The sequence below is a fragment of the Salmonella sp. 2020_1459 genome, assembly GCF_043847915.1.
GTDB classification, from domain to species: domain Bacteria; phylum Pseudomonadota; class Gammaproteobacteria; order Enterobacterales; family Enterobacteriaceae; genus Salmonella; species Salmonella enterica.
In genome coordinates this window covers 247270-270304 of sequence record NZ_JBCMFA010000005.1, presented here as the reverse complement: position 1 = coordinate 270304, position 23035 = coordinate 247270, and the positions used below count along the sequence as shown (strand labels likewise).

21 protein-coding genes and 2 pseudogenes are annotated in these 23035 nt (G+C 52.0%); 12 read left to right on the top strand and 11 right to left on the bottom strand.

Features of this window, described 5'->3' with window-relative positions; translation table 11 throughout:
- Window positions 1–27 precede the first annotated feature (27 nt).
- On the top strand, window positions 28–1605 hold the full coding sequence (guaA, locus tag ACH0VJ_RS15055; protein ID WP_000138297.1) for a glutamine-hydrolyzing GMP synthase: 1578 nt from the start codon (window positions 28–30) through the stop codon (window positions 1603–1605).
- A 141-nt stretch (window positions 1606–1746) separates the two neighbouring features.
- Window positions 1747–2058, top strand: a pseudogene (locus ACH0VJ_RS15050) (DDE-type integrase/transposase/recombinase); the annotation flags it as partial.
- A gap of 79 nt (window positions 2059–2137) precedes the next feature.
- Here the strand turns inward: ACH0VJ_RS15050 and ACH0VJ_RS15045 are convergent.
- Together ACH0VJ_RS15045 and ACH0VJ_RS15040 are read right to left on the bottom strand one after the other, a co-directional pair.
- Complete coding sequence (locus ACH0VJ_RS15045) at window positions 2138–2467, bottom strand: DUF1493 family protein (RefSeq protein WP_077907579.1); 330 nt, start codon at window positions 2465–2467, stop codon at window positions 2138–2140.
- On the bottom strand, window positions 2452–2913 hold the full coding sequence (locus tag ACH0VJ_RS15040; RefSeq protein WP_000381628.1) for an STM2901 family protein: 462 nt from the start codon (window positions 2911–2913) through the stop codon (window positions 2452–2454). Before ACH0VJ_RS15040 ends, ACH0VJ_RS15045 begins: the two co-directional genes overlap by 16 nt.
- Before the next feature lie 139 nt (window positions 2914–3052).
- Here ACH0VJ_RS15040 and ACH0VJ_RS15035 point away from each other — a divergent pair.
- Window positions 3053–3172 (top strand): annotated as a pseudogene (locus ACH0VJ_RS15035) (hypothetical protein); the annotation flags it as partial.
- Between the two features lie 77 nt (window positions 3173–3249).
- Here ACH0VJ_RS15035 and ACH0VJ_RS15030 read toward each other — a convergent pair.
- Complete coding sequence (locus ACH0VJ_RS15030; protein WP_000075924.1) at window positions 3250–3441, bottom strand: YfgG family protein; 192 nt, start codon at window positions 3439–3441, stop codon at window positions 3250–3252.
- A 178-nt stretch (window positions 3442–3619) separates the two neighbouring features.
- Between ACH0VJ_RS15030 and ACH0VJ_RS15025 the strand changes: the two genes are divergently transcribed.
- Together ACH0VJ_RS15025 and ACH0VJ_RS15020 are read left to right on the top strand one after the other, a co-directional pair.
- Window positions 3620–3757 (top strand): hypothetical protein, encoded by a 138-nt coding sequence (locus ACH0VJ_RS15025; protein ID WP_001540598.1) that lies wholly within the window; start codon window positions 3620–3622, stop codon window positions 3755–3757.
- Between the two features lie 96 nt (window positions 3758–3853).
- Entirely contained in the window at window positions 3854–6067 is a 2214-nt protein-coding gene (locus ACH0VJ_RS15020; protein ID WP_000773647.1) for a sensor domain-containing phosphodiesterase, read from the top strand.
- A gap of 35 nt (window positions 6068–6102) precedes the next feature.
- Here ACH0VJ_RS15020 and ppx read toward each other — a convergent pair whose 3' ends face one another.
- From ppx to purM, 4 genes are all read right to left on the bottom strand, one after another.
- Window positions 6103–7644: an exopolyphosphatase gene (gene ppx, locus ACH0VJ_RS15015; protein WP_001123330.1), complete on the bottom strand. Its 1542-nt coding sequence runs from the start codon at window positions 7642–7644 to the stop codon at window positions 6103–6105.
- A 4-nt stretch (window positions 7645–7648) separates the two neighbouring features.
- On the bottom strand, window positions 7649–9715 hold the full coding sequence (gene ppk1 / locus ACH0VJ_RS15010; protein ID WP_000529555.1) for a polyphosphate kinase 1: 2067 nt from the start codon (window positions 9713–9715) through the stop codon (window positions 7649–7651).
- 188 nt (window positions 9716–9903) lie between these two features.
- Complete coding sequence (gene purN, locus ACH0VJ_RS15005; protein WP_001028589.1) at window positions 9904–10542, bottom strand: phosphoribosylglycinamide formyltransferase; 639 nt, start codon at window positions 10540–10542, stop codon at window positions 9904–9906.
- Entirely contained in the window at window positions 10542–11579 is a 1038-nt protein-coding gene (gene purM, locus ACH0VJ_RS15000; protein ID WP_000130477.1) for a phosphoribosylformylglycinamidine cyclo-ligase, read from the bottom strand. The genes purN and purM overlap by 1 nt, the downstream gene beginning before the upstream one ends.
- 413 nt (window positions 11580–11992) lie before the next feature.
- On the opposite strand from purM, the gene upp reads away from it, so the two are divergent.
- From upp to ACH0VJ_RS14985, 3 genes are all read left to right on the top strand, one after another.
- Window positions 11993–12619, top strand: coding sequence for a uracil phosphoribosyltransferase (upp, locus tag ACH0VJ_RS14995; protein ID WP_000706208.1), 627 nt, complete (start codon window positions 11993–11995; stop codon window positions 12617–12619).
- Window positions 12620–12706: 87 nt separating this feature from the next.
- On the top strand, window positions 12707–13996 hold the full coding sequence (gene uraA / locus ACH0VJ_RS14990; protein WP_000198343.1) for a uracil permease: 1290 nt from the start codon (window positions 12707–12709) through the stop codon (window positions 13994–13996).
- A gap of 94 nt (window positions 13997–14090) precedes the next feature.
- Window positions 14091–14792, top strand: a complete 702-nt coding sequence (locus ACH0VJ_RS14985; protein ID WP_061835882.1) for a DnaA inactivator Hda — start codon at window positions 14091–14093, stop codon at window positions 14790–14792.
- A gap of 26 nt (window positions 14793–14818) precedes the next feature.
- On the opposite strand, the gene arsC is transcribed toward ACH0VJ_RS14985, so the two are convergent.
- Together arsC and bepA are read right to left on the bottom strand one after the other, a co-directional pair.
- A complete protein-coding gene (arsC, locus tag ACH0VJ_RS14980) occupies window positions 14819–15178 on the bottom strand; it encodes an arsenate reductase (glutaredoxin) (protein WP_000132650.1) in 360 nt (119 codons plus the stop codon).
- Window positions 15179–15217: 39 nt separating this feature from the next.
- Entirely contained in the window at window positions 15218–16681 is a 1464-nt protein-coding gene (bepA, locus tag ACH0VJ_RS14975; protein WP_000489631.1) for a beta-barrel assembly-enhancing protease, read from the bottom strand.
- Window positions 16682–16888: 207 nt separating this feature from the next.
- On the opposite strand from bepA, the gene ACH0VJ_RS14970 reads away from it, so the two are divergent.
- The 4 genes from ACH0VJ_RS14970 (at window position 16889) to ACH0VJ_RS14955 (ending at window position 21889) form a co-directional block, all read left to right on the top strand.
- Complete coding sequence (locus tag ACH0VJ_RS14970) at window positions 16889–17956, top strand: AI-2E family transporter (RefSeq protein ID WP_000892057.1); 1068 nt, start codon at window positions 16889–16891, stop codon at window positions 17954–17956.
- A gap of 276 nt (window positions 17957–18232) precedes the next feature.
- Window positions 18233–19420, top strand: a complete 1188-nt coding sequence (locus ACH0VJ_RS14965; protein ID WP_001533732.1) for a sugar diacid recognition domain-containing protein — start codon at window positions 18233–18235, stop codon at window positions 19418–19420.
- Window positions 19421–19487: 67 nt separating this feature from the next.
- Window positions 19488–20744 carry a GntP family permease gene (locus tag ACH0VJ_RS14960; protein ID WP_079833546.1) on the top strand — a complete coding sequence of 419 codons (1257 nt, stop codon included), beginning with the start codon at window positions 19488–19490 and terminating at the stop codon, window positions 20742–20744.
- A 5-nt stretch (window positions 20745–20749) separates the two neighbouring features.
- Window positions 20750–21889 carry a glycerate kinase gene (locus ACH0VJ_RS14955; RefSeq protein WP_000706376.1) on the top strand — a complete coding sequence of 380 codons (1140 nt, stop codon included), beginning with the start codon at window positions 20750–20752 and terminating at the stop codon, window positions 21887–21889.
- A 46-nt stretch (window positions 21890–21935) separates the two neighbouring features.
- On the opposite strand, the gene bcp is transcribed toward ACH0VJ_RS14955, so the two are convergent.
- Window positions 21936–22406 (bottom strand): thioredoxin-dependent thiol peroxidase, encoded by a 471-nt coding sequence (bcp, locus tag ACH0VJ_RS14950; protein ID WP_001068686.1) that lies wholly within the window; start codon window positions 22404–22406, stop codon window positions 21936–21938.
- Window positions 22406–22978 carry a glycine cleavage system transcriptional repressor gene (locus ACH0VJ_RS14945; RefSeq protein WP_000189061.1) on the bottom strand — a complete coding sequence of 191 codons (573 nt, stop codon included), beginning with the start codon at window positions 22976–22978 and terminating at the stop codon, window positions 22406–22408. The genes bcp and ACH0VJ_RS14945 overlap by 1 nt, the downstream gene beginning before the upstream one ends.
- Window positions 22979–23035: the final 57 nt, after the last annotated feature.

Here is a 23035-nt window from a genome sequence, read left to right as displayed (position 1 = left end):
GTTTCACTTGCCTCGGAATAAGCGTCAATGACGGAAAACATTCATAAGCATCGCATCCTCATTCTGGACTTCGGTTCTCAGTACACTCAACTGGTTGCGCGCCGCGTGCGTGAGTTGGGCGTTTACTGCGAACTATGGGCGTGGGATGTGACAGAAGCACAAATTCGTGACTTCAACCCAAGCGGCATTATTCTTTCCGGCGGCCCGGAAAGCACCACCGAAGAAAACAGCCCGCGCGCGCCGCAGTATGTCTTTGAAGCAGGCGTGCCGGTATTCGGCGTCTGCTACGGTATGCAGACCATGGCAATGCAGCTGGGTGGCCACGTTGAAGGTTCTAACGAGCGTGAATTCGGCTACGCCCAGGTTGAAGTGCAGACCGACAGCGCACTGATTCGCGGTATCGAAGATTCTCTGACCGCCGACGGCAAACCGCTGCTTGACGTATGGATGAGCCACGGCGACAAAGTGACCGCGATCCCGGAAGGCTTCGTTACCGTTGCCAGCACCGAGACCTGCCCGTTCGCCATTATGGCGCACGAAGAAAAACGCTTCTACGGCGTGCAGTTCCACCCGGAAGTGACCCACACCCGTCAGGGCATGCGCATGCTGGAGCGTTTTGTGCGTGATATCTGCCAGTGTGAAGCCCTATGGACTCCGGCGAAAATCATCGACGATGCCGTGGCGCGCATTCGCGAGCAGGTAGGCGACGATAAAGTGATCCTCGGTCTCTCCGGCGGCGTGGATTCTTCCGTCACCGCAATGCTGCTGCACCGCGCGATCGGTAAAAATCTGACCTGTGTTTTCGTCGACAACGGCCTGTTGCGCCTGAACGAAGCCGAGCAGGTGATGGACATGTTTGGCGACCATTTTGGTCTGAACATTGTTCACGTACCGGCAGAAGATCGCTTCCTGTCCGCGCTGGCTGGTGAGAACGATCCGGAAGCCAAGCGTAAGATCATCGGCCGCGTTTTCGTTGAAGTGTTCGACGAAGAAGCGCTCAAACTGGAAGACGTGAAATGGCTGGCGCAGGGCACCATCTACCCTGACGTTATCGAATCTGCGGCGTCTGCAACCGGTAAAGCGCACGTCATCAAATCTCACCACAATGTCGGCGGCCTGCCGAAAGAGATGAAGATGGGTCTGGTTGAACCGCTGAAAGAGCTGTTCAAAGACGAAGTGCGTAAGATTGGTCTGGAGCTGGGCCTGCCGTACGACATGCTGTACCGTCACCCGTTCCCGGGGCCGGGCCTCGGCGTACGCGTACTGGGCGAAGTGAAGAAAGAGTACTGCGACCTGCTGCGTCGCGCGGACGCTATCTTCATTGAAGAGCTGCGTAAGGCGGATCTGTACGACAAAGTCAGTCAGGCGTTTACCGTCTTCCTGCCGGTCCGTTCCGTTGGCGTCATGGGCGATGGTCGTAAGTATGACTGGGTTGTCTCTCTGCGTGCCGTCGAAACCATCGACTTTATGACCGCACACTGGGCGCACCTGCCGTATGACTTCCTCGGTCGTGTTTCCAACCGCATTATCAATGAAGTCAACGGGATTTCCCGTGTGGTGTATGACATCAGCGGTAAACCACCAGCTACCATTGAGTGGGAATAAGCCGATAATCCTTCCTGTGTTTTCATGAACAGGTAAAAGTGAATTTAACCCTCTGTTTTTGCAGAGGGTTTTTATTTATGTGCATAGATGAGTTTTCTGTGTAGTGCACAGCTTCTGGCGGCAAATTTGACGTAATCATGAACCCACGAAGGTTGGCTGTATCTTGCCGTGGTCGTTGATTTGTTCTCGCGCAAAGTTATCGGTTGGTCAATGCAACCACGAATGACAAAAGACATTGTCCTGAATGCGCTTCTGATGGCCGTGTGGCGACGTCATTCCCAAAAACAGGTGCTGGTTCATTCTGATCAGGGTAGTCAGTACACCCGCTATGAATGGCTGAAATCGCACGGACTGGAAGGCAGTATGAGCCGTCGTGGCAACTGTTATGACAATGCGGTTGCAGAAAGCTTTTTCCAGCTACTGAAGCGTGAACGGATAAAGAAAAAGATCTACCAACGACTCAGAAGTGTCCAGGTTATCCGTGGCGATTCAGCCCAAATAAGGGGTATTTAAAATATAGTAACTTTATTCTTCAACTATATAACCAACGTCCAGCTTTAGCACTTTCAACGAGCATACCAACTGTTAGTGGCTTACGCGGATCAGGCTCTTTACTTCCAAAGTACTCTGGATTCAGATAGTTGAGTATGTCAAATCCTTCTGAATCTACATTCCAACGCTTGAAGTACTCTTGTAGAAGTTCTTCACTATCTTCAAAAACGAGTTTTAGATCATCCCTAATACTGGTATCAAGCGTGATGGTTCGCTTTGGCCCACAGAGAAAGTACTTTTTAGTGTTATATTCCTGATCGATAAAATCGATAATTTCTTTCTTAATATCTCTCATTAGAAGTACGTCCACTGAATGCGATCTTTAGGAACCGCCACACGATTAAATGTATCTTTAATATCACGCTGGATATCATAAATCGTAGTGAATGTCATAACCCAACCGAGCCAGGGTACATTACGACCAACGAAACGACCTAAATTATTCGTTGAGCTTAGCTGTAATGAGTTGATGGTTTTGCCTGTCAACGTTGGTAATCTGATCCCAGGTGGCAGTTTATAGTTCAACCAATTACTGATGTACTTAGAAGCAATTGATGTTCCTGGAGTTGTCCCACGAGGTTTACCCCTCGTAGGTAGAACTGGTTGCCCTGAGATAACCAGTGCAGCATCGACCGCTGAGATCCCCAGATGATCGCTCACAACGGCGATGGTGATAGCCCACCATAGTTGTTGTGGTGTCAGGTTGGATAACCCGCCGTAGAAGTACGTACCATTCAATGTTTCAGTAGTGTCCATTTACTCACCCCTTCTAACCATGACCAAAAATTATACAACACCTAATCTCTTTGTTCTAACTAATAATTACGGGGTAGTAAGCGATTCACCTCTTTGAAAAAAAAGATCATCGGGGTTGTTTTGCAGTACATGATAGGGGCACGCTGAAGGCTATCGGGTTTTGTATTCGGTCGAGGGAATCTTAGTAACCGCGCATGTGATCTTATCACCCAGGCAGGATATCCCGCGGTTGCTCTTTAAGCGTCTGATCATGGCCTGAACCCATTGAGTGGGTTGTCTTTTTGCGTTAACGCTAAAGCTTCTTTTTCTTGCGCGGGCTTTTTAACGGATAACAGCTTAACGTTGTCCCGGCGTGGTGACAGAAAGCGATGACTGTTGCGCTTCTTTTTTATCCTGATGGTGCTGCCAGGCGCCGATAGAAGAGTAGACGAAACGTCCAAAGAAGAAGAGAAAACTGATAAGCAGTACGATACGGGTCATGCGAGTGTTAAATCGATGTCGTTTTCGCATACTGTTGGCCTGACTCACAAAGGGTTCCTTAACGTTGGCCCAGCGGTATGGGCGGGATCAGGCTGGGTTCTTCAAGGGTATTATCAAGGCGAAGAACGTAACAAGCCTGCGTTCACTCTACATTAAGGCATACTGCGAACCGATGGTCAATTCCTCTTAATGTAAAATTGCGTCAGTTGATTTATCTTATATTGTTATGGAAGATAATTTTAGTATTTACATTAATAATAAATTAATGATAACAAAGAATAAAAAGGCGAATAAAGGCTGCAGGAGAAAGGTAATAATTGACTTAAATCAAATGTTACTTTTGTTTAATAATTACAATCGATGACTATCGTGTGATGTATATCGCATCATCAATTTAAAGTCAGGTGGGATGCCTGTCTGTTAACGCCCCTTTGGGATTGGGGGGTTCTGCTGAGCATCTATGAAACTAAATAAAACTTATATAAATATCAGAGATAAATGGTGGGGACTACCGCTCATTCTCCCTTCGATTTTACTACCTGTTTTAAGTAGCGCAAATACTTATGCGCTTACCAGCACTGGAAATGTGGTTCTTTTTTACCTGCCGTTAGCTTTTATGCTTAGCCTGATGCTCTTTTTCGGCTGGGCAGCACTGCCGGGCATTGTGCTTGCTATCTTCTGGCGCAGATACCCGCAGACAGGGCTGTATGAAACCCTTTCTGTGACGATGCACTTTATCATTACTATCGTGCTAAGCTGGGGCGGCTATCGTGTCTTTTCCCCACGGCGAAACAATGTTTCCCACGGCGACGCCCACCTGTTGTTTCAACGAATATTCTGGCAGGTATTTTGTTCAGCAACATTATTTCTGGTCATCTACCAGTTTGCCGCTTTTGTTGGCATGTACGAAAGCAAAGCCAGCCTGATGGGGGTAATGCCCTTTAATATCAACACGCTGATTAATTACCAGGCGTTACTGGTCGGTAACCTTGTCGGCGTGCCATTGTGCTATTTTATTATTCGTACTCTCCGCAATCCGCTGCACCTACGGGGGTATTATCAGCAATTAAAGCTACAGATTGATAGCAAGGCCACTAAAAAAGAGATCGTTATTTGGCTGGCCGTATTGACTACACTAATGTTTATACTGTGTATGCCATTGACTGATAATAGTTCAATATTTAGTACCAACTATACGCTTTCGTTATTATTGCCGGTCATGCTGTGGGGCGCGATGCGCTATGGCTATAAGTTTATTTCAATTATCTGGGCCGTCGTGTTAATTACGTCGATTCATTATTATCAGCGTTATATGCCCTGGTATTCAGGTTATGATACGCAATTAGCGATTACCTCTTCGAGCTATCTGGTTTTTTCTTTTATTGTTAATTATATGTCTGTACTGGCCACGCGTCAGCGCGTAGTGAGTGGTCGCGCACGGCGGCTGGCCTATCTTGACCCGGTTGTACATCTTCCCAATTTACGTGCGTTAAACCGCGCGCTCCAAAATGCGCCCTGGTCTACGATCTGTTTTTTACACGTGCCGGGCCTGGAGCTATTGGGTAAAAATTATGGCGTCATGTTACGCATCCAGTATAAGCAAAAGCTCTCTCACTGGATTACGCCGATGCTGGCCTCAAATGAGTGCGTCTACCAGATGTCAGGGCACGACCTGGTGCTGCGTCTTAATACAGAGGCGCATCAGCAGCGTATTGAAGCGCTGGATAAACATATTAAGCAGTTTCGGTTTATCTGGGATGGACTGCCGCTACAGCCGCCTGTCGGCGTGAGCTACTGCTGCGTGCGTTCTCCGGTTAGCCACCTTTATCTTCTGCTGGGCGAATTAAGCACCAGTTCCGATCTTTCGTTGACGACTAACGCGCCGGAGGATTTACAGCGGCGCGGCGCAATGCACCTGCAGCGCGATTTGAAGGGCAGAATTGCGATGATGAATCGCCTGCAACAGGCGTTGGAGCACGATCATTTTTTCCTGATGGCGCAGCCTATTTTCGGTGTTCGTGGGGACGTTTACCATGAAATCTTACTGCGACTCAGGGATGACAACGGCGACGTTATCAACCCGGACAATTTTTTACCCGTGGCGCATGAGTTTGGATTGTCTTCCGCTATCGATCTCTGGGTGATTGAAAACACGCTGCGGTTTATGGCGGCCAGCCGGGAATATATGCCCGCGCATCGTTTTGCCATTAATCTGTCGCCAACATCGGTATGCCGCGCTCGTTTCCCTGCAGAAGTTAAGCAGTTGCTTACGCAATATCAGGTTGAACCCTGGCAACTGGTTTTTGAGGTAACGGAAAGCAACTCTCTCACCAATGCTGAGCAGGCGCAGTTGACGCTGGGACAGCTCCAGCAGTTTGGCTGTCAGATAGCGATTGATGATTTCGGTACTGGCTACGCCAGCTATGCGCGGCTGAAAAACGTTGACGCCGATATTCTTAAAATTGATGGCAGTTTTATTCGCAATATAGTGTCAAACAGTCTCGATTATCAGATTGTGGCTTCTATTTGTCATTTAGCGCGAATGAAAAATATGCAGGTCGTCGCGGAGTATGTCGAGAGCGAAGAAATACGAAGCGTCGTGCTCTCGTTGGGGATCGACTATCTTCAGGGATATTTAATTGGCGAGCCGCAGCTATTATCTGAGATTCAGTAAAGGCAGACGCCGCGGCGCGGCGTCTGATCCACAATTTACGCGGCGATCTCCGGCGAGCTTTCTTCCTCAATATTGAGACGCCAGCCAGTTACCGCTTCCCAGTACTGCTGTTCTTTTTCCAGATCAAGCAGTACCAGCGCATTCTGGCTGAACCAGTCATGCGGAAAACATAACGTCCAGTGGCTGTCATCGGTCGTTAGCCGCAGCGTCGGCGGCGTGGTGGTCGCCTGCCGCTGGTTGTTCAGTAATACGCCCAGCCGAAGTAGCTGAATTAACGGCAGATACTGTTTTTTCTTAAACAGCGTAAAGCGGGGCATATCATCCAGTTTTATGGCTTTACGATGGTAACGCACCAGCGTCGCCATCATCATTTGCTGCTCCTGATTAAAGCCGGGCAAATCGCTGTGTTGCAGAATATAAGCCGAATGGCGATGTAAACCGCTGTGATTAATATTCAGTCCAACCTCATGCAGCATTGCCGCCCAGCGGAGCAACGCTTCAAGCTGCGGATGCGCCAGTTTTGGCTGCTGGGCCTGCCACTGCTCGTACATCTGCATGGTGGTTTCCAGCACGCGTCTGGCCTGTTCTCTGTCAATGTTGTATTGATTGGCCAGACTTTTTGCGGTACGGCTGCGAACATCCTGATGGCGGAAGCGGCCTTCCATTTCATACAGCACGCCTTCGCGCAACGCGCCGTCGGAAAGGCGAAGCTCGCGGATAGCCAGAGCATCAAAAACGCCGCACAGAATCGCCAGGCCCGGCACAAAGACCGCTTTGCGTTCTTCAGACAGACCCGGCAGGCTGAGCGCATTAAAGGAGCGGTGCTTCAACACTTCTGACTTCAGTTTATCGAGGCGCTCCGGCGTAATGAAGCCATCTTTCTCACCCAGCGCCAGGAGAACTTCATGAGCGGCCTTAATCGTACCGGAAGCGCCCATCGCCACGTTCCAACCCTGAATACGATACTGCCAGGTTAAGGTTTCCAGTTTTTGCGCCGCCGCCATTCGGGCGCGCTGGAAGTTTTCTTTATTGATAACGCCGCCGGGAAAGTAGAGCTGCGCGAAGCTCACGCAGCCCATACGACGGCTTTCAACCAGCCTGGGTTCGAAGTTTTCGCCAATGACCAGCTCTGTTGACCCGCCGCCGATATCGATCACCAGCTTGCGGCCTTTTTCCGGCTGCGTATGTTCTACGCCCATAAAAATCAGGCGCGCTTCTTCGTTACCGGAAATAATCTCTATCGGGTAGGGAATAACCTTTTCCGCGCGTTTGAGAAAATCAGCGGCATTTTGCGCCTGACGTAACGTATGGGTGCCTACGATACAGACGCTGGAAGGGGAGAAACCTTGTAAGCGTTCAGCAAACAGCGACAGACAGCTAAGCCCCCGTTCCATGGCTTCTTCGCTGAGTTTGTTATCTGCGCCCAGCCCGTCCGCCAGATGGACGCGCTGTTTTAAACGCCCGATAATCTGCATTGCGCCGTCAACCACGCGGGCAATGACCATATGAAAGCTGTTTGAGCCGAGATCGACCGCAGCGAACTCCTGCGGGCGAGGGGATTTATCGTAAATTGGCATAGCGTTAGTCTGGTTGCTCGAGTGATTTGATGTAGTCATAAATTGCCAGCTGCGCCTGGACTTTACGGCGATTGCCGCGCGGTACGTAGCGGTTGCTGAGTTCTTTATCGATAAAACGCGCTTTTACCGTGTCGCTAAACAGAATGTCAATGATATCCAGGACGCGTTGTTTAAGCCGCGGGTCGAGGATAGGCGTAGCGACTTCGATACGGTAGTCAATATTACGCGTCATCCAGTCAGCTGAAGAGAGCCAAACTTGCTTATCACCGCCGTTTTCGAAAATATAAACCCGATCGTGTTCCAGATAGCGATCCACAATGCTAATCGCGCGAATATTATCGCTAATGCCTTCCAGTTGCGGAATAAGAGAACACATACCGCGCACCAGCAGATTGACCTGGACGCCCGAACCCGACGCGGCGTATAGCCTGTCGACCAACCCTTTATCGACCAGGTTGTTAAGCTTTAACGTAATCCCTGACGGTAAGCCTTGCTGGGCATTGGCGATTTCACGATCGATCATCTCATACAGCAGACGCCGTGAGTTTTGTGGAGAAACCATCAAATAATCGAAAGTGACCGGGCGATAGGGGTTTTCAATAAAATTAAAGACCCGGCGCACTTCATTGGTAATGCGCGCATCGGCGGTCAGCAGCGAATAATCGGTATACAGCCGCGCCGTTTTTTCGTTGAAGTTACCGGTGCCGATATGCGCATAACGCACCACGTCATCGCCCTCTTTTCGTGAGATGAGAAAGAGTTTGGCGTGAATTTTCAGCCCAGGCGCAGAGAAAATAACGTGGACGCCCGCTTCGGTTAACCGCTTGGCCCAGTGAATATTCGCCTCTTCATCGAAGCGCGCCTGCAACTCCACCACCACGGTGACTTTTTTGCCGTTATGGGCGGCATGGATCATCGAGTCAATAATGCGCGAGTCTTTCGCTACGCGATAAATATTGATTTTGATCGCCAGCACGCTTGGGTCAAACGACGCCTGACGCAGCAGTTCCAGCACATGTTCAAAGGTGTGATAAGGATAATAGAGCAGCACATCACGTTCGCGAATCGCGTCGAAACCGTTACGAAACTTCTCTTTATCAAACCAAAGATGGCGTAACCGCGGTAACGGTTTATTGACCAGGTTGGCTTTACCGACATTCGGAAAATTAATAAAGTCTTTAAAATTGTGGTAGCGCCCGCCGGGTACGATTGAGTCATACCGGGAGATCGTCAGTTTTTCCCGCAGTACGTCGACCAGCGCGGCGGGCATATCGCGTTGATAGACAAAGCGCACAGGCTCAGCGGTCAGGCGCTGCTTCAGGCTGGAAGACATCAGCTCCATCAGACTGGATTCCATCTCATGCACCAGGTCATATTCGGCATCGCGGGTCATTTTCATCGAATAGGCATTAAGCGCGTCATAGTCGAAGAACCCTTTAAAAATGTCATCCAGGCAGTAGCGCAGAATATTATCCAAGAGGATCATCGGCTTGCGTCTGCGCGGTGTTTCCGGCGGCAGATTAACGAAGCGTGGGACTTTGTCGGACGGTATCTCCAGCAGCGCATAGTTGATGGTGTCGCCACGGATAATCTCCACCGCCAGATAGGTGTAATCATCCTTTAAAAACTGAACAAGATCCGTCTCCCGGTTAATGAGAATCGGGGTAATATGCTGGCGCAAATAGTGCTTAAAATAGTGGCGCAACCAGCTTTGTTGGTTCACCGAGAGCTGACGCTCGTTGATCAGAAAGATTTGATTACGCGCCATTTCCAGCAGTAATTCGTTGTACAGGCCGTCGAACTCCTGGTCTGCTTTCAACACGCGGGACTGAATTTTGCCTAACAAATGGCGTGAATGAGAATTTGAACCCTGTTCTTCGCTGATAATAATACGTCGTTTCAGTTCAGCGAAACGCACTTTGTAGAACTCGTCGAGGTTATTAGAATAGATTCCCAGGAACCGCATCCGCTCAATCAACGGGTTGGATTTGTCCGCCGCTTCCTGTAACACGCGTTCGTTAAATGCTAACCAGCTTAGTTCTTTCTCGATATATAGCTTTTCCTGACCCATTACTACCTATACTCCGTTTTATTCACGGGACACTGCCTGATGATTATGGCGAGCATTACGCGTTAATGTCCAACTGCGCCAGAAAAATATGACAATAAACTGATAGCATAAAGGAAGGGAAAAGAGTAGGCCGGATAGGCATTTATGCCGCCATCCGGCAAGCAGATACAGTCCTGTTCGATGACGTATTATTCGTCAGACGCATAACCTTGCGGCGGCAGACGACGCCCGTCCAGCCAGGCGGCGTTATCGCGCATCTTTAGACGCCCCTGCGCAAACCAGCTAATCACCAGCGGATAAATCGCATGTTCCTGAGTCTGTACGCGTGCGGTGATATCATCTTCGCTGTCGTCGGCAAAAACCGGCACCTTCGCCTGGAGAATGACCGGGCCGCCGTCGAGTTCGTCTGTCACGAAATGTACCGAGGTACCGTGCTCCTCATCGCCGTTTTCCAGCGCCTGGCGATGGGTATGCAACCCCGGATATTTTGGCAGCAGGGAAGGGTGAATGTTCAGCAGACGCCCGTAGTAATGCGCGACAAACATCGGACTCAGAATACGCATAAAACCGGCCAGCACGACCACATCGGGCGCATACGCGTCTATCTTGCGAATCAACTCGCGATCGAAGGCGTCGCGGCTGTCAAACCGATCGGCAGTCAGCGCTTGCGCCGGAATGCCGGCTTCTCTGGCGCGTTCAAGGCCGAACGCGTCGGCCTTATTGCTGAATACTGCCCTGAGGGTGCCTTTAATTTTCTTCGCTTCGCAGGCATCGATAATCGCCTGTAAATTGCTTCCATTGCCGGAAATCAGCACCACAATATTCATTATTCAATAACCACACGCTGTTCGGAATCAGAGGCTTTGATGATACCGATTTTCCATGCGTTTTCACCTTTCTCGTTTAGCAGAGCAAGCGCTTTGTCCGCTTCCGGAGCGGAGAGCGCAATCACCATGCCGACGCCGCAGTTAAAGGTACGGTACATTTCATGTCGGCTGACATTACCGGCGGTTTGCAGCCAGGTAAAGATGGCGGGCCACTGCCATGACGACTCGTTAATTACCGCCTGGGTATTCTCCGGCAGAACGCGCGGAATATTTTCCCAAAAGCCGCCGCCGGTGAGGTGGGCGATAGCGTGCACATCGACGTTTTCAATCAGTTCCAGAACCGATTTTACGTAGATACGGGTCGGTTCAAGCAGATGATCGGCCAGCGGCTTCCCTTCCAGCAGAGTGGTTTGTGGGTCGCAGCCGCTAACGTCAATAATTTTCCGCACCAGCGAATATCCATTCGAGTGCGGGCCGCTGGAGCCGAGCGCAATCAGCACGTCGCCTTCGGCAACCCGGGAGCCGTCGATGATTTCTGATTTTTCGACTACGCCGACGCAGAAACCCGCCACATCGTAATCTTCGCCGTGATACATGCCCGGCATTTCCGCCGTCTCGCCGCCGACCAGCGCGCAGCCGGATTGCAGGCAGCCTTCGGCAATACCGTTGATCACGCTGGCGGCGGTATCGACATCCAGTTTACCCGTGGCATAGTAATCGAGGAAAAACAGCGGTTCCGCGCCCTGAACGACCAGATCGTTTACGCACATCGCCACCAGATCAATACCGATAGCGTCGTGACGCTTTAAGTCCATCGCCAGGCGAAGTTTGGTGCCTACGCCGTCAGTGCCGGAAACCAGTACCGGTTCACGATATTTTTGCGGCAACGCGCACAGCGCACCGAAACCGCCCAGACCGCCCATAACCTCCGGGCGGCGAGTTTTCTTCACTACGCCTTTGATTCGATCAACCAGAGCGTTACCCGCATCAATATCGACGCCGGCATCTTTATAGCTAAGAGAGGTCTTATCGGTCACTGCCTGGTTCCCCACGTTTTTTCTTGCGGTAAAAGTTAAATTCGGCGCAATTCTAACAGGGAAAGCAAACGTTTGCGAGCGTGGTCTGCGCCCTGGATATCCGGACGATTTTTTTGGCATGGTTTCGGTCGCTGCTTGAAAATTTCTCTGTTGGTAAAAAAGAAAAGGATATCCAGCACTTGGTTTACGACAGGCGGTCGGGACAGGCCATTCATCCTTAAAATTGCTAAGATTCAAACGGTTGTTAGCCTTTATCGCCTGTTTCAACGTGAGTGATTTATACTCACTTTTCCGCTATCTGCGCTTTTGGTTGATCCAGGTCAAGCATACATTGTGTTGCGTCAGAGAGGAAAAGCGGTATAATCCGGCGATTTTTTTTGTGGTTGCCAGTCATCTGAGGATAGGAGAAGAGTATGAAGATCGTGGAAGTCAAACACCCACTCGTCAAACACAAGCTGGGTCTGATGCGTGAAAACGACATTAGCACTAAACGCTTTCGTGAACTCGCCTCAGAAGTAGGCAGCCTGCTGACGTATGAAGCGACAGCCGACCTGGAAACGGAAAAAGTCACCATCGAAGGCTGGAATGGCCCGGTGGAAATCGACCAGATCAAAGGTAAAAAAATTACCGTTGTGCCGATTCTGCGCGCGGGTCTGGGCATGATGGAAGGCGTTCTGGAAAATGTACCGAGCGCGCGTATCAGCGTAGTCGGGATGTACCGTAACGAAGAGACGCTTGAGCCAGTACCTTATTTCCAGAAACTGGTATCGAACATTGATGAGCGCATGGCGCTGATCGTCGACCCGATGCTGGCGACCGGCGGTTCTGTCATCGCGACCATCGACCTGCTGAAAAAAGCAGGCTGTAGCAGCATTAAGGTGCTGGTGCTGGTCGCCGCGCCGGAAGGCATTGCGGCGCTGGAAAAAGCGCACCCGGACGTTGAACTGTACACCGCCTCTATCGATCAGGGGCTTAACGAGCACGGATACATTATTCCGGGGCTTGGCGATGCCGGCGATAAGATTTTTGGTACCAAATAAGTGAATAAATAATTAAAAGCCGACTTTAAGAGTCGGCTTTTTTTTGAATAAAACAACTCATAACAAACACACTTAGAGGAAAACACTATGACGCGCCGTGCTATCGGGGTGAGTGAAAGACCGCCGCTTTTACAGACAATCCCGCTTAGTTTACAGCACCTTTTCGCCATGTTTGGCGCGACCGTGCTGGTGCCAGTTCTGTTTCATATCAACCCCGCGACGGTGCTGCTGTTTAACGGTATCGGAACGTTGCTGTATCTCTTTATCTGCAAAGGTAAAATTCCGGCCTACCTCGGATCGAGCTTTGCCTTTATTTCCCCGGTACTACTGCTGTTGCCGTTGGGTTATGAAGTGGCGCTGGGCGGTTTTATTATGTGCGGCGTGCTGTTCTGTCTGGTCTCTTTCATCGTTAAAAAAGCGGGCACCGGCTGGCTGGATGTGATGTTCCCGCCTGCGGCAATGGGCGCAATCGTTGCCGTCATCGGTCTGGAGCTGGCTGGCGTCGCGGCGGGGATGGCTGGATTGCTGCCTGCGCAAGGGCAGTCGCCGGACACGAAAACAATTATCATCTCCATGGTCACGCTGGCGGTGACGGTGTTCGGCTCCGTACTGTTTCGCGGTTTCCTGGCGATCATTCCGATTTTGATCGGCGTGCTGGCAGGCTATGCGCTGTCATTCGCGCTGGGGGTGGTCGATACCACGCCGATTGCCCAGGCGCACTGGTTTGCGCTGCCGACCTTCTATACGCCGCGTTTTGAATGGTTCGCGATCCTGACGATTCTGCCCGCGGCGTTGGTCGTGATCGCCGAGCATGTCGGTCATCTGGTGGTGACGGCGAATATCGTCAAAAAAGATTTAGTGCGCGATCCCGGTTTGCACCGCTCGATGTTCGCTAACGGACTGTCGACGATCGTCTCCGGTTTCTTCGGCTCCACGCCGAATACCACCTATGGGGAAAATATTGGCGTCATGGCGATCACCCGCGTCTACAGTACCTGGGTTATCGGCGGCGCGGCGATTTTCGCCATTCTGCTTTCCTGCGTCGGCAAACTGGCGGCGGCGATTCAGATTATCCCGTTACCCGTGATGGGCGGCGTCTCGCTGCTGTTGTACGGCGTTATCGGCGCGTCGGGGATTCGCGTATTGATCGAATCAAAAGTCGACTACAACAAAGCGCAAAACTTGATCCTCACCTCGGTGATTTTGATCATCGGCGTGAGCGGCGCGAAAGTGCATATCGGCGCGGCAGAATTGAAAGGGATGGCGCTGGCGACCATCGTCGGGATTTGCCTGAGCCTGATTTTTAAACTGATTAGCCTGTTGCGTCCGGAAGAAGTGGTACTGGAGGCAAATGATGCGGAGCCTCCGCATCAGTAACGGGTTGCCGGGCAGCGATGCTGCCCGGTTCTATCTCACGGGAATTATGTGGTAAACTCAGCGCGATTTTATGTCATCCTGGGTTGAGGTATCTCTGAACACACCGGCACAGCTCTCTTTGCCACTTTATCTTCCTGACGACGAAACTTTCGCAAGTTTCTGGCCGGGGGATAACGCCTCTCTACTGGCCGCGTTACAAAACGTGTTGCGCCAGGAACATAGTGGATATATCTACCTTTGGGCGCGTGAAGGCGCGGGCCGCAGCCATTTACTGCACGCCGCCTGCGCTGAACTGTCGCAGCGTGGAGATGCGGTAGGCTACGTCCCGCTCGATAAACGTACCTGGTTCGTGCCGGAAGTGCTCGACGGTATGGAACACCTCTCGCTGGTGTGTATTGATAACATTGAGTGTGTCGCTGGCGATGAACTGTGGGAGATGGCGATCTTTGATCTCTATAACCGCATTCTGGAGTCCGGTAAGACGCGGTTATTGATCACCGGCGATCGTCCGCCAAGACAGTTAAATCTGGGCTTGCCCGATCTCGCTTCCCGTCTGGACTGGGGGCAAATCTATAAACTCCAGCCTCTTTCTGATGAAGACAAACTTCAGGCGCTACAGTTGCGCGCCCGGTTACGGGGGTTTGAACTGCCGGAAGATGTCGGGCGGTTTTTACTCAAACGTCTTGATCGCGAAATGCGCACGCTGTTTATGACGCTGGATCAGCTCGATCATGCGTCGATCACTGCCCAGCGAAAACTGACGATCCCGTTTGTCAAAGAGATCCTGAAACTGTAATACGCCGCGACGGCGGCGTTCAACGGTTAACCGAGGATGTCCAGCACCTGCTCAGGCGGTCGGCCAATGCGCGCCTGACCATTTGCCACCACAATGGGGCGCTCCATCAGTTTAGGGTGTTCAACCAGCGCCTGGATTAACGCCTCTTCACTTAGCTGGCTATCCGCCAGGTGAAGCGTCTTATAGAGATCTTCTTTCTGGCGCATCAGTTCGCGTGCGCTGGACATGCCCAACATACGCAGCAGTTCCCGCACGGTGGCGGCGTCGGCGGGCGTATCCAGATAAAGCACCACTTCCGGTTCCACGCCGTTAGATTTCAGCAGGTTCAGCGTGTCGCGGCTCTTCGAGCAGCGCGGGTTATGGTAGATTTTAATCGTGTCGGTCATGAGTTCTCCTTGTGACGCCATCCGGCTAATAAACGGCGATTACATTTTCGTGTATGGCTTGAAGCGTTCCTGTAACTGGCGCAACTGGTCGATACGCGCATCGTAACGCGCCTGTTGCTGACTACCCAGTTTTGCCTGGGCGCTGGCGCTGCTGAGCAGTGAAATTGCCTGATCCAGTCGTCCCGCCAGCGCATAACTTTCAGCGCGCGCCGCCAGCTCCTGATCGCGGTTGTTCAGCGCGGCTTCGGCCTGAGCAAGCAGATCCCAGCCGTTACCGTCATCTTTATGGCTAAAGGTGTAGCGATTCAGAATGGTTTCCGCCGCTTTCGGCTGGCCTCCCTGGAGGTACGCATTGGCGAGGTTTAACTGCAGCACAGGATTAACGCGCAGATCGCGGGCATTTTTCAGGCGATTAATCGCGTCGTTGGCTCTTTTCTGCCCCAGGTCAATATCGGTGGCGAGGTCAAGATACCAGGCATTGTTCGGTTCCGCGCTTAATAGCGGCTGCAACGTTTTGCGCGCTTCATCGTACTTGCTCGCTTCCATCGCCTGCAACGCCCGGCCATATTGCGCCGCATGTTGCTGACGCACGTTGCCTTTAGACCACTGATCCAGCAGGTCGCTGGTGAGCTGGTTACGTCCGGAATTGTACATTCCCAGGGCGCGCGCTTTGGCGAGATAAAAGTCGGCGGAAGATTGCACCACAACCGGGCGCATCTGGTTGGCACGGTTGCGGGCATCCGCAAGGCGGCTTTCCGGTAAGGGGTGAGTGAGCAAAATTTCAGGCGGTCGCGTGGAGTAACGCGCCTGGTCGAGCAGTTTTTCGAGGAAAGAGGGCATCGCCTGTGGGTCAAATCCGGCGCGTTGCAGTACCTGAATACCAATACGGTCGGCTTCTTGCTCATTTTGCTGGGTGAAACTTATCATTCCCTGGCGCGTTCCCGCCAGAGTACCGGTTAGCGCCGCCATACCGGCCTGTGGGCTGGCCATGGCCAGCAAAATGGAACCCAGCGCGCCCACCCAGGTAAGCGGCGCGCTGCGCTTTTGATCTTCCATCGCGCGCGCCAGATGGCGCTGCGTCACGTGGGAGATTTCATGCGCCATGACTGAAGCTAGCTGGCTTTCGTTATCCGCGTAGCGAAAAAGCGCCGAGTGCAGCACCACATTGCCGCCAAAGAACGCGAACGCGTTGATTTCGTCATTATTGATCAAGAAAAAATGGAAGGGCGTTTTGACGGAGTCGGCGTGCGAGACCAGACGCATACCCAGCGCGTTAATGTATTGCACCAGCAGCGGATCGTTGATTAACGGCGCGCTGCCGCGTAGCTGGCGCACATAAAAGTCGCCCATTTGCATCTCTTGTCCGATAGAAAGCGTGCTTCCTGCCGAGGTTCCCATATCGGGCAGCGTGTCGGCAGGGTCGGCAAATGCGGGCGCGACCTGACCGAGAGCCAATGCTGCAATGAGGGTTGCCACCAGGTTTTTTTTCAACTGCCTGAACATAACCTCTATCCTGTTGTTTTGAGATAGCCCTTTGACCAACGTCGTGAAATATCGTTCCACGCTCCGACACTTCATAAGTGTAACTGTGATGAGCACAGACTCACTATTTTAGTTTCCTGAATCAACGATAAAAAGCGAAGTCTTTTTTGTGACATTTCGATACAATTCGGCATCACAATCCCGCAGTTGAGTTCTGGGAAGGGTTTTATGCTCGAAATGTTAATGCAATGGTATCGCCGTCGCTTCAGCGACCCGGAGGCGATTGCCTTGCTGGTCATTCTGGTGGCTGGTTTTAGCATCCTCTTTTTCTTTAGCGGCCTGTTAGCGCCGCTGCTGGTCGCTATCGTACTGGCCTACCTGCTGGAGTGGCCGACGGCGCGCCTGCAGGCGATTGGCTGTTCCCGGCGCTGGGCAGCCTCCATTGTCCTTATCCTTTTTGTCGGCATTCTGTTATTAATGGCGTTTGTGGTGATGCCGATTGCCTGGCAGCAGGGTATTTACCTGATTCGTGATATGCCCGGTATGCTGAATAAACTGTCCGATTTCGCCGCGACCTTGCCGCGACGCTATCCGGCGCTGATGGATGCGGGCATTATTGATGCGATGGCGGAAAACATGCGTACCCGGATGCTTAACATGGGCGATTCGGTGGTGAAGTATTCGCTGGCTTCGTTAGTCGGGCTACTGACGCTGGCGGTATATCTGGTGCTGGTGCCGCTGATGGTCTTTTTCCTGGTAAAAGATAAAGAGCAGATGCTGAATGCCGTGCGCCGCGTGCTGCCGCGTAATCGCGGGCTGGCGGGGCAGGTGTGGAATGAGATGAATCAGCAGATCACCAACTATATCCGCGGAAAAGTGCTGGAGATGGTGGTGGTGGGCGTAGCGACCTGGCTGGGTTTTTTGCTGTTTGGCCTCAACTATTCGCTACTGCTGGCGGTACTGGTGGGCTTTTCGGTTCTGATCCCCTATATCGGCGCCTTTGTGGTGACAATTCCGGTGGTGGGCGTCGCGCTGTTTCAGTTTGGTCTGGGGACGGAATTCTGGAGCTGTTTTGCCGTTTATCTGATTATTCAGGCGCTGGATGGCAATTTGCTGGTACCGGTACTTTTCTCCGAAGCGGTGAATTTGCATCCGCTGGTGATTATTCTGTCAGTGGTGATTTTCGGCGGTCTGTGGGGGTTCTGGGGGGTGTTTTTCGCCATTCCATTGGCGACGCTGATTAAAGCCGTTGTCCATGCCTGGCCGGATGGTCAGGTGACGGATACCTCATCCTGAGCGGTCTGTACAAAAGTTGTAAAGCGTGAACAACATCATAGTGCCCTGCCGCCATTTTGCGCACGCCTGATGAGGGACAAGCGCTTAGAAAGCCGCTCTTTTTTTTAATGCCGCACCGTGTTGCGGCATTTTTATTGTCGGAACCTACAAAATTCTCGCTGTAAAGCCGCCAAAATTTGGTGACTTAGCCTAAGCATTCTTCTGAGAAATTCGTTAATAAGTGACATCATTGATGCGAGATTGTTTTTTTAATGTGAAGCGATAACGAAACAGGGAATGAGTGTGTTGAGAAAACATTACTTGAAAGGGTATACCGCGCGGCAAATTGTACAGCGAGCCATGAAAATTATTCCTTACTCGGTAAACGTCATGGATGAGCATGGCGTCATTATCGCGTCTGGCGAACCTTCGCGGCTTCGCCAGCGTCACGAAGGGGCCATTCTGGCGCTGAAGGAAAACCGTATTGTAGAAATTGATTCCGCTACCGCCAATCAGCTTAAAGGCGTGCGATCCGGCATTAATCTTCCCATCTCTTTTCATGAACAGCTTATCGGCGTGGTCGGCATTACCGGCGAGCCGGAGGAGGTTCGCGCGTATGCCGAGCTGGTTAAAATGGCGGCGGAGCTGGTGATCGAGCATATGGTGCTGATCGAACAGCGACAATGGGATAAACGTTATCGCGAAGAGCTGATCAACCAATTGATTTTGCGAGAAAATTCAACAGAGTCGTTGCGCTCCATGGCGGCCTATCTGGGTATTGATCTGGCGGTTCCCAGAGTGGTGCTGATTATTGAACTTTCCCAGCCGGATCGCGAAGCGCTGCGCAATGTAATGGATTATTTCGAGAATCACGCGCGTAACCATTTGGTGACGTTTACCGAATTTAATGAATTAATCATTATTAAGCCTATCACGTTAAAAGAGGGAAAGTGGAATACCCGCCAGGAAATGGGCGAATTGCAGATTTTTAAATCATGGGCTGCATCATCGGGATTTAGCCGTATTTTGGTTGGGGGCTATTTTGCCGGCGAGACGGGATTGCACCGATCTTTGCTCACTGCGAGAGCCACGCAGGCGATGGCGAAAAGACAAAAGCTGCGCAGCCAGTACATTTTTTATCATGATCACGCGCTTCCCGCGCTGCTAAGCGGGCTGTCTGAAAGTTGGCAAGTGCAGGAGTTATCGCGTCTGTGGCTGCAACTGGCGCAACATGACGCGAAAGGCGTATTGCAACAGACGCTGCGGACCTGGTTTGAACATAATTGTGACCTGACGCAAACGGCCAAAGCATTGCATATTCATGTGAATACATTGCGCTATCGCTTACAGCGCTGTGAGGATATTACGCACATAAAAATCAACGAGTTAAAAAGTACGCTTTGGCTTTATATCGGTATGGAGCTCCAGGCCGAATCTGTACCGTCCGACAAGTTACCGCTGCCAGGTCGAATCGAAATTTGTTGAAAGCTCCAGCGGATTTTTAGGCGGGTTTTTCCATACTGCGCGCTCCATGTTAAAGGAGGCGCAGTATATGACGTCGATATCCACCCTGGGAGCCATTGCCGCATTGGTTGTGGCCATCGTATTAATTTTAAGAAAAGTGTCGCCAGCCTACGGCATGATGGCGGGCGCGCTGGTCGGCGGTTTGATTGGCGGCGCCGATCTTCTGCAAACCGTGTCGTTGATGGTGTCAGGCGCGCAGGGTATCGTTAATGCCGTATTGCGTATTCTGGCCGCAGGCGTACTGGCGGGCGTATTAATTGAGTCCGGGGCGGCGAATACGATTGCTGAGACGATTGTCCGCAAAGTGGGGGAAACCCGGGCATTATTGGCATTAGCCATTGCCACACTATGTTTGACCGCCGTCGGCGTATTTATTGATGTGGCGGTGATTACCGTCGCGTCGATTGCGCGTAATGCAGGCCTGTCAAAAAGCGCTATTCTGCTGGCGATGGTTGGCGGCGGCAAAGCGGGTAACGTGATGTCACCCAACCCGAACGCTATTGCCGCCTCCGATGCGTTTCATGTTCCTCTTACCTCTATTATGCTGGCGGGCGTGGTTCCGGGCATCGTTGGGCTTATTATCGCCTATCTGTTAGCGAAACGGCTGAATAATAAAGGCGCGGGCGTCGCCGATCATGAAGTGACTCACCATGATGACTCCGTCGCCAGACCCGGCTTTCTGGTGGCGATTAGCGCGCCGCTGGTCGCTATTTTTCTGCTTTCTCTCCGTCCGTTTGCCGGCATTTCCATTGACCCGTTAATTGCCCTGCCCGTAGGGGGATTGGTCGGTCTGCTGTTGATGGGACGCGCGCGCCACTGTAACCAGTACATGGTCGCCGGTCTGATGCGTATGGCGCCTGTCGCTATTATGTTGCTGGGAACCGGTACGCTGGCCGGCATTATCGCTAATTCCGAACTTAAAGATGTCCTGATTCATGGCCTCACCGCTTCGGGATTGCCGTCCTGGCTGCTGGCGCCCGTGTCTGGCGCCATGATGTCAATGGCGACGGCCTCAACCACGGCGGGAACGGCGGTGGCGTCCGGCGTTTTCTCTCCCACGTTACTTGAACTTGGCGTTTCCGCCCTGGCGGGAGCCGCTATGATCCATGCGGGCGCCACGGTGCTGGACCATCTGCCGCACGGCAGCTTTTTCCACGCGACGGGCGGCAGCGTCAATATGCAAATTCATGAACGTTTAAAGCTAATGCCGTATGAAACGCTGGTGGGGTTAGCCATTACCTTTATTTCTACTCTGATGTTCGGTTTCTTTGGTTTTGCAGGATAATCCCTATGAAAATTGTTATTGCTCCTGATTCATTTAAAGAAAGTTTGTCCGCAATGGCGGTCGCTGAGGCGATAGAAAAGGGGTTCCGCGAAATTTATCCTGACGCCGACTACGTTAAAGTGCCCATGGCGGATGGCGGGGAAGGAACTGTACAATCAATGGTGGAGGCCAGCGGCGGGCGTTATGTTGACCAGTGGGTACAAGGCCCGCTTGGGCAACCGGTGGCCGCGCGCTGGGGAATGTTGGGCGATAGCGATACCGCCGTGATTGAAATGGCGGCGGCATCCGGGCTGCATCACGTTTCGCCTGAATTGCGCAACCCGCTTAATACCACCAGCTACGGCACCGGCGAGTTAATCGTCGCGGCGCTGGAGCGTGGCGTAAAGCGTATTATTCTGGGAATTGGCGGCAGCGCGACGAATGACGGCGGCGCGGGGATGATGCAGGCGCTTGGCGTTATATTGCGCGATAAACAGGGGCGCTCGCTTTCTCCGGGCGGCGAGGCGCTGGCGGCGCTGGCGTCTATCGATTTGTCCGGTTGTCACCCATTGCTGCGTAAGGTATCGATAACCGTGGCGTGTGATGTCAACAATCCGTTGTGTGGTCCCCAGGGCGCATCGGCCATCTTTGGCCCACAAAAAGGGGCGACAGCGGAAATGGTGAACACCCTGGACGCGGCGCTGGAAAACTGGGGCCGACATATTTATCAGGCAACGGGACGTGAGGTGATTAACGCTCCCGGCGCGGGCGCGGCAGGCGGAATGGGCGCCGCGCTTTTAGGGTTGCTCAATGCGGAATTACGCGCCGGCGTAGAGATTGTCGTGGAAACGCTACAGCTTGAGCAGGCGGTTAAAGATGCCGATCTGGTGATTACCGGAGAAGGGCGGCTGGACAGCCAAAGTATTTGCGGCAAGACGCCGATTGGCGTCGCCAGAGTGGCGAAGCGGTATCATAAACCAGTTATCGCGCTCGCCGGTGGGCTGCAACACGATCATCACGTTGTGTATCAACAGGGTATCGATGCGGCGCTGTCGATTTTGTCGCATATCGTTACGCTGCCGGAAGCCTTACACGAGGCGGAATATAACCTGAGCCTGTCGGCGCGCAATGTGGCGGCGATATGGCGTCTGGCGCGGAAAGCCTGACGGCGCATTCCCTTTCCAGGCCGCACATCAGCGCGGCCTGAGGCTTTTACGCGTTTTCTTTCAGCCAGTTCAGCACCACATCATGGTGATTGCTGGTTTTAAAATCATTAAAGACGTGCTCAATCTTACCATCAGCGTCAATCAAAAAGCTGATGCGGTGAATGCCGTCATACGTTTTGCCCATAAACGACTTTTCGCCCCAGACGCCGAACTGTTCACACACCTGATGGTTTTCATCGGACAAAAGGGTAAAGTTCAGCAGCTCTTTTTCAGCGAAACGGGAGAGTTTTTCAGGTTTATCGGTGCTGATGCCCAGCACGTCCACGCCTGCTTTTTTAAGCTCGTCCATGTTATCGCGTAAGCCGCAGGCCTGCACGGTACAGCCGGGTGTCATGGCTTTTGGGTAGAAATAAACCAGAACGCGCTGTCCCTGGAAGTCGGTCAAATTTACTTGTTCCCCGTCTTGATCCGGCAAGCTAAATTTCGGTGCGATATCACCGGCTTTCAGTGGATTCATTACTTAACTCCATCCTGTTCATCATGTTGTGAGTAATTGACGACGTTTATACTGCCTTGCGCATTGAGTTCTGTACATAGTGCTTTAAAGGCTTGCTCAATATTTGCGGAATTTTGCGACGCCGGGCTATGTGCGGTGATTTGAATAAATAATTGCGCAGCTTTATCACCTTCAGCCGGCTGTGTGCGGGAGACCAGCTCCGCAATATTCATTTCATGACTATTAAACAGCGCGGTGAATCGCTCAATTAAATGCGGGGAGTCGGCGACCTCAACCTGAACCCATACCGTCGCGGGCATTGCCGGGCGGGGGCGGTCGGACGTCCGTTTCATCACAATCAGCAGATCCAGCTCCGCGCCTTTTAACGGCAATGTCGATTCAATCAAGGTAATCGCGTTCCACGTGCCGGACAACAGCATAATAAACGTGAATTCATCGCCCAGCATCGCCAGTCGGCTGTCTTCGATATTACAGCCGCAACTGCTGACATGGCGAGTAATGGTATTCACAATACCGGGCCTGTCGGCGCCCAGCGCAGTGATAACCAAATAGTGTTGTGATGACGGTGTCAAACCAGTTATTCCTTTGAGCGGTGAGGTAATCTTAAGGAAACCATAAAAAAAACCTGC

What these genes read in the sequence shown, in the direction of transcription:
- guaA (WP_000138297.1), top strand. Translation starts at nt 28, where the DNA reads ATGACGGAAAACATTCATAAGCATCGCATCCTCATTCTGGACTTCGGT.
- ACH0VJ_RS15040 (WP_000381628.1), bottom strand. Translation starts at nt 2,913, where the DNA reads ATGGACACTACTGAAACATTGAATGGTACGTACTTCTACGGCGGGTTA.
- ACH0VJ_RS15025 (WP_001540598.1), top strand. Translation starts at nt 3,620, where the DNA reads ATGGAAGATAATTTTAGTATTTACATTAATAATAAATTAATGATAACA.
- ACH0VJ_RS15020 (WP_000773647.1), top strand. Translation starts at nt 3,854, where the DNA reads ATGAAACTAAATAAAACTTATATAAATATCAGAGATAAATGGTGGGGA.
- ppx (WP_001123330.1), bottom strand. Translation starts at nt 7,644, where the DNA reads ATGCCAATTTACGATAAATCCCCTCGCCCGCAGGAGTTCGCTGCGGTC.
- ppk1 (WP_000529555.1), bottom strand. Translation starts at nt 9,715, where the DNA reads ATGGGTCAGGAAAAGCTATATATCGAGAAAGAACTAAGCTGGTTAGCA.
- purN (WP_001028589.1), bottom strand. Translation starts at nt 10,542, where the DNA reads ATGAATATTGTGGTGCTGATTTCCGGCAATGGAAGCAATTTACAGGCG.
- upp (WP_000706208.1), top strand. Translation starts at nt 11,993, where the DNA reads ATGAAGATCGTGGAAGTCAAACACCCACTCGTCAAACACAAGCTGGGT.
- uraA (WP_000198343.1), top strand. Translation starts at nt 12,707, where the DNA reads ATGACGCGCCGTGCTATCGGGGTGAGTGAAAGACCGCCGCTTTTACAG.
- arsC (WP_000132650.1), bottom strand. Translation starts at nt 15,178, where the DNA reads ATGACCGACACGATTAAAATCTACCATAACCCGCGCTGCTCGAAGAGC.
- bepA (WP_000489631.1), bottom strand. Translation starts at nt 16,681, where the DNA reads ATGTTCAGGCAGTTGAAAAAAAACCTGGTGGCAACCCTCATTGCAGCA.
- ACH0VJ_RS14970 (WP_000892057.1), top strand. Translation starts at nt 16,889, where the DNA reads ATGCTCGAAATGTTAATGCAATGGTATCGCCGTCGCTTCAGCGACCCG.
- ACH0VJ_RS14965 (WP_001533732.1), top strand. Translation starts at nt 18,233, where the DNA reads ATGAGTGTGTTGAGAAAACATTACTTGAAAGGGTATACCGCGCGGCAA.
- ACH0VJ_RS14960 (WP_079833546.1), top strand. Translation starts at nt 19,488, where the DNA reads ATGACGTCGATATCCACCCTGGGAGCCATTGCCGCATTGGTTGTGGCC.
- ACH0VJ_RS14955 (WP_000706376.1), top strand. Translation starts at nt 20,750, where the DNA reads ATGAAAATTGTTATTGCTCCTGATTCATTTAAAGAAAGTTTGTCCGCA.
- bcp (WP_001068686.1), bottom strand. Translation starts at nt 22,406, where the DNA reads ATGAATCCACTGAAAGCCGGTGATATCGCACCGAAATTTAGCTTGCCG.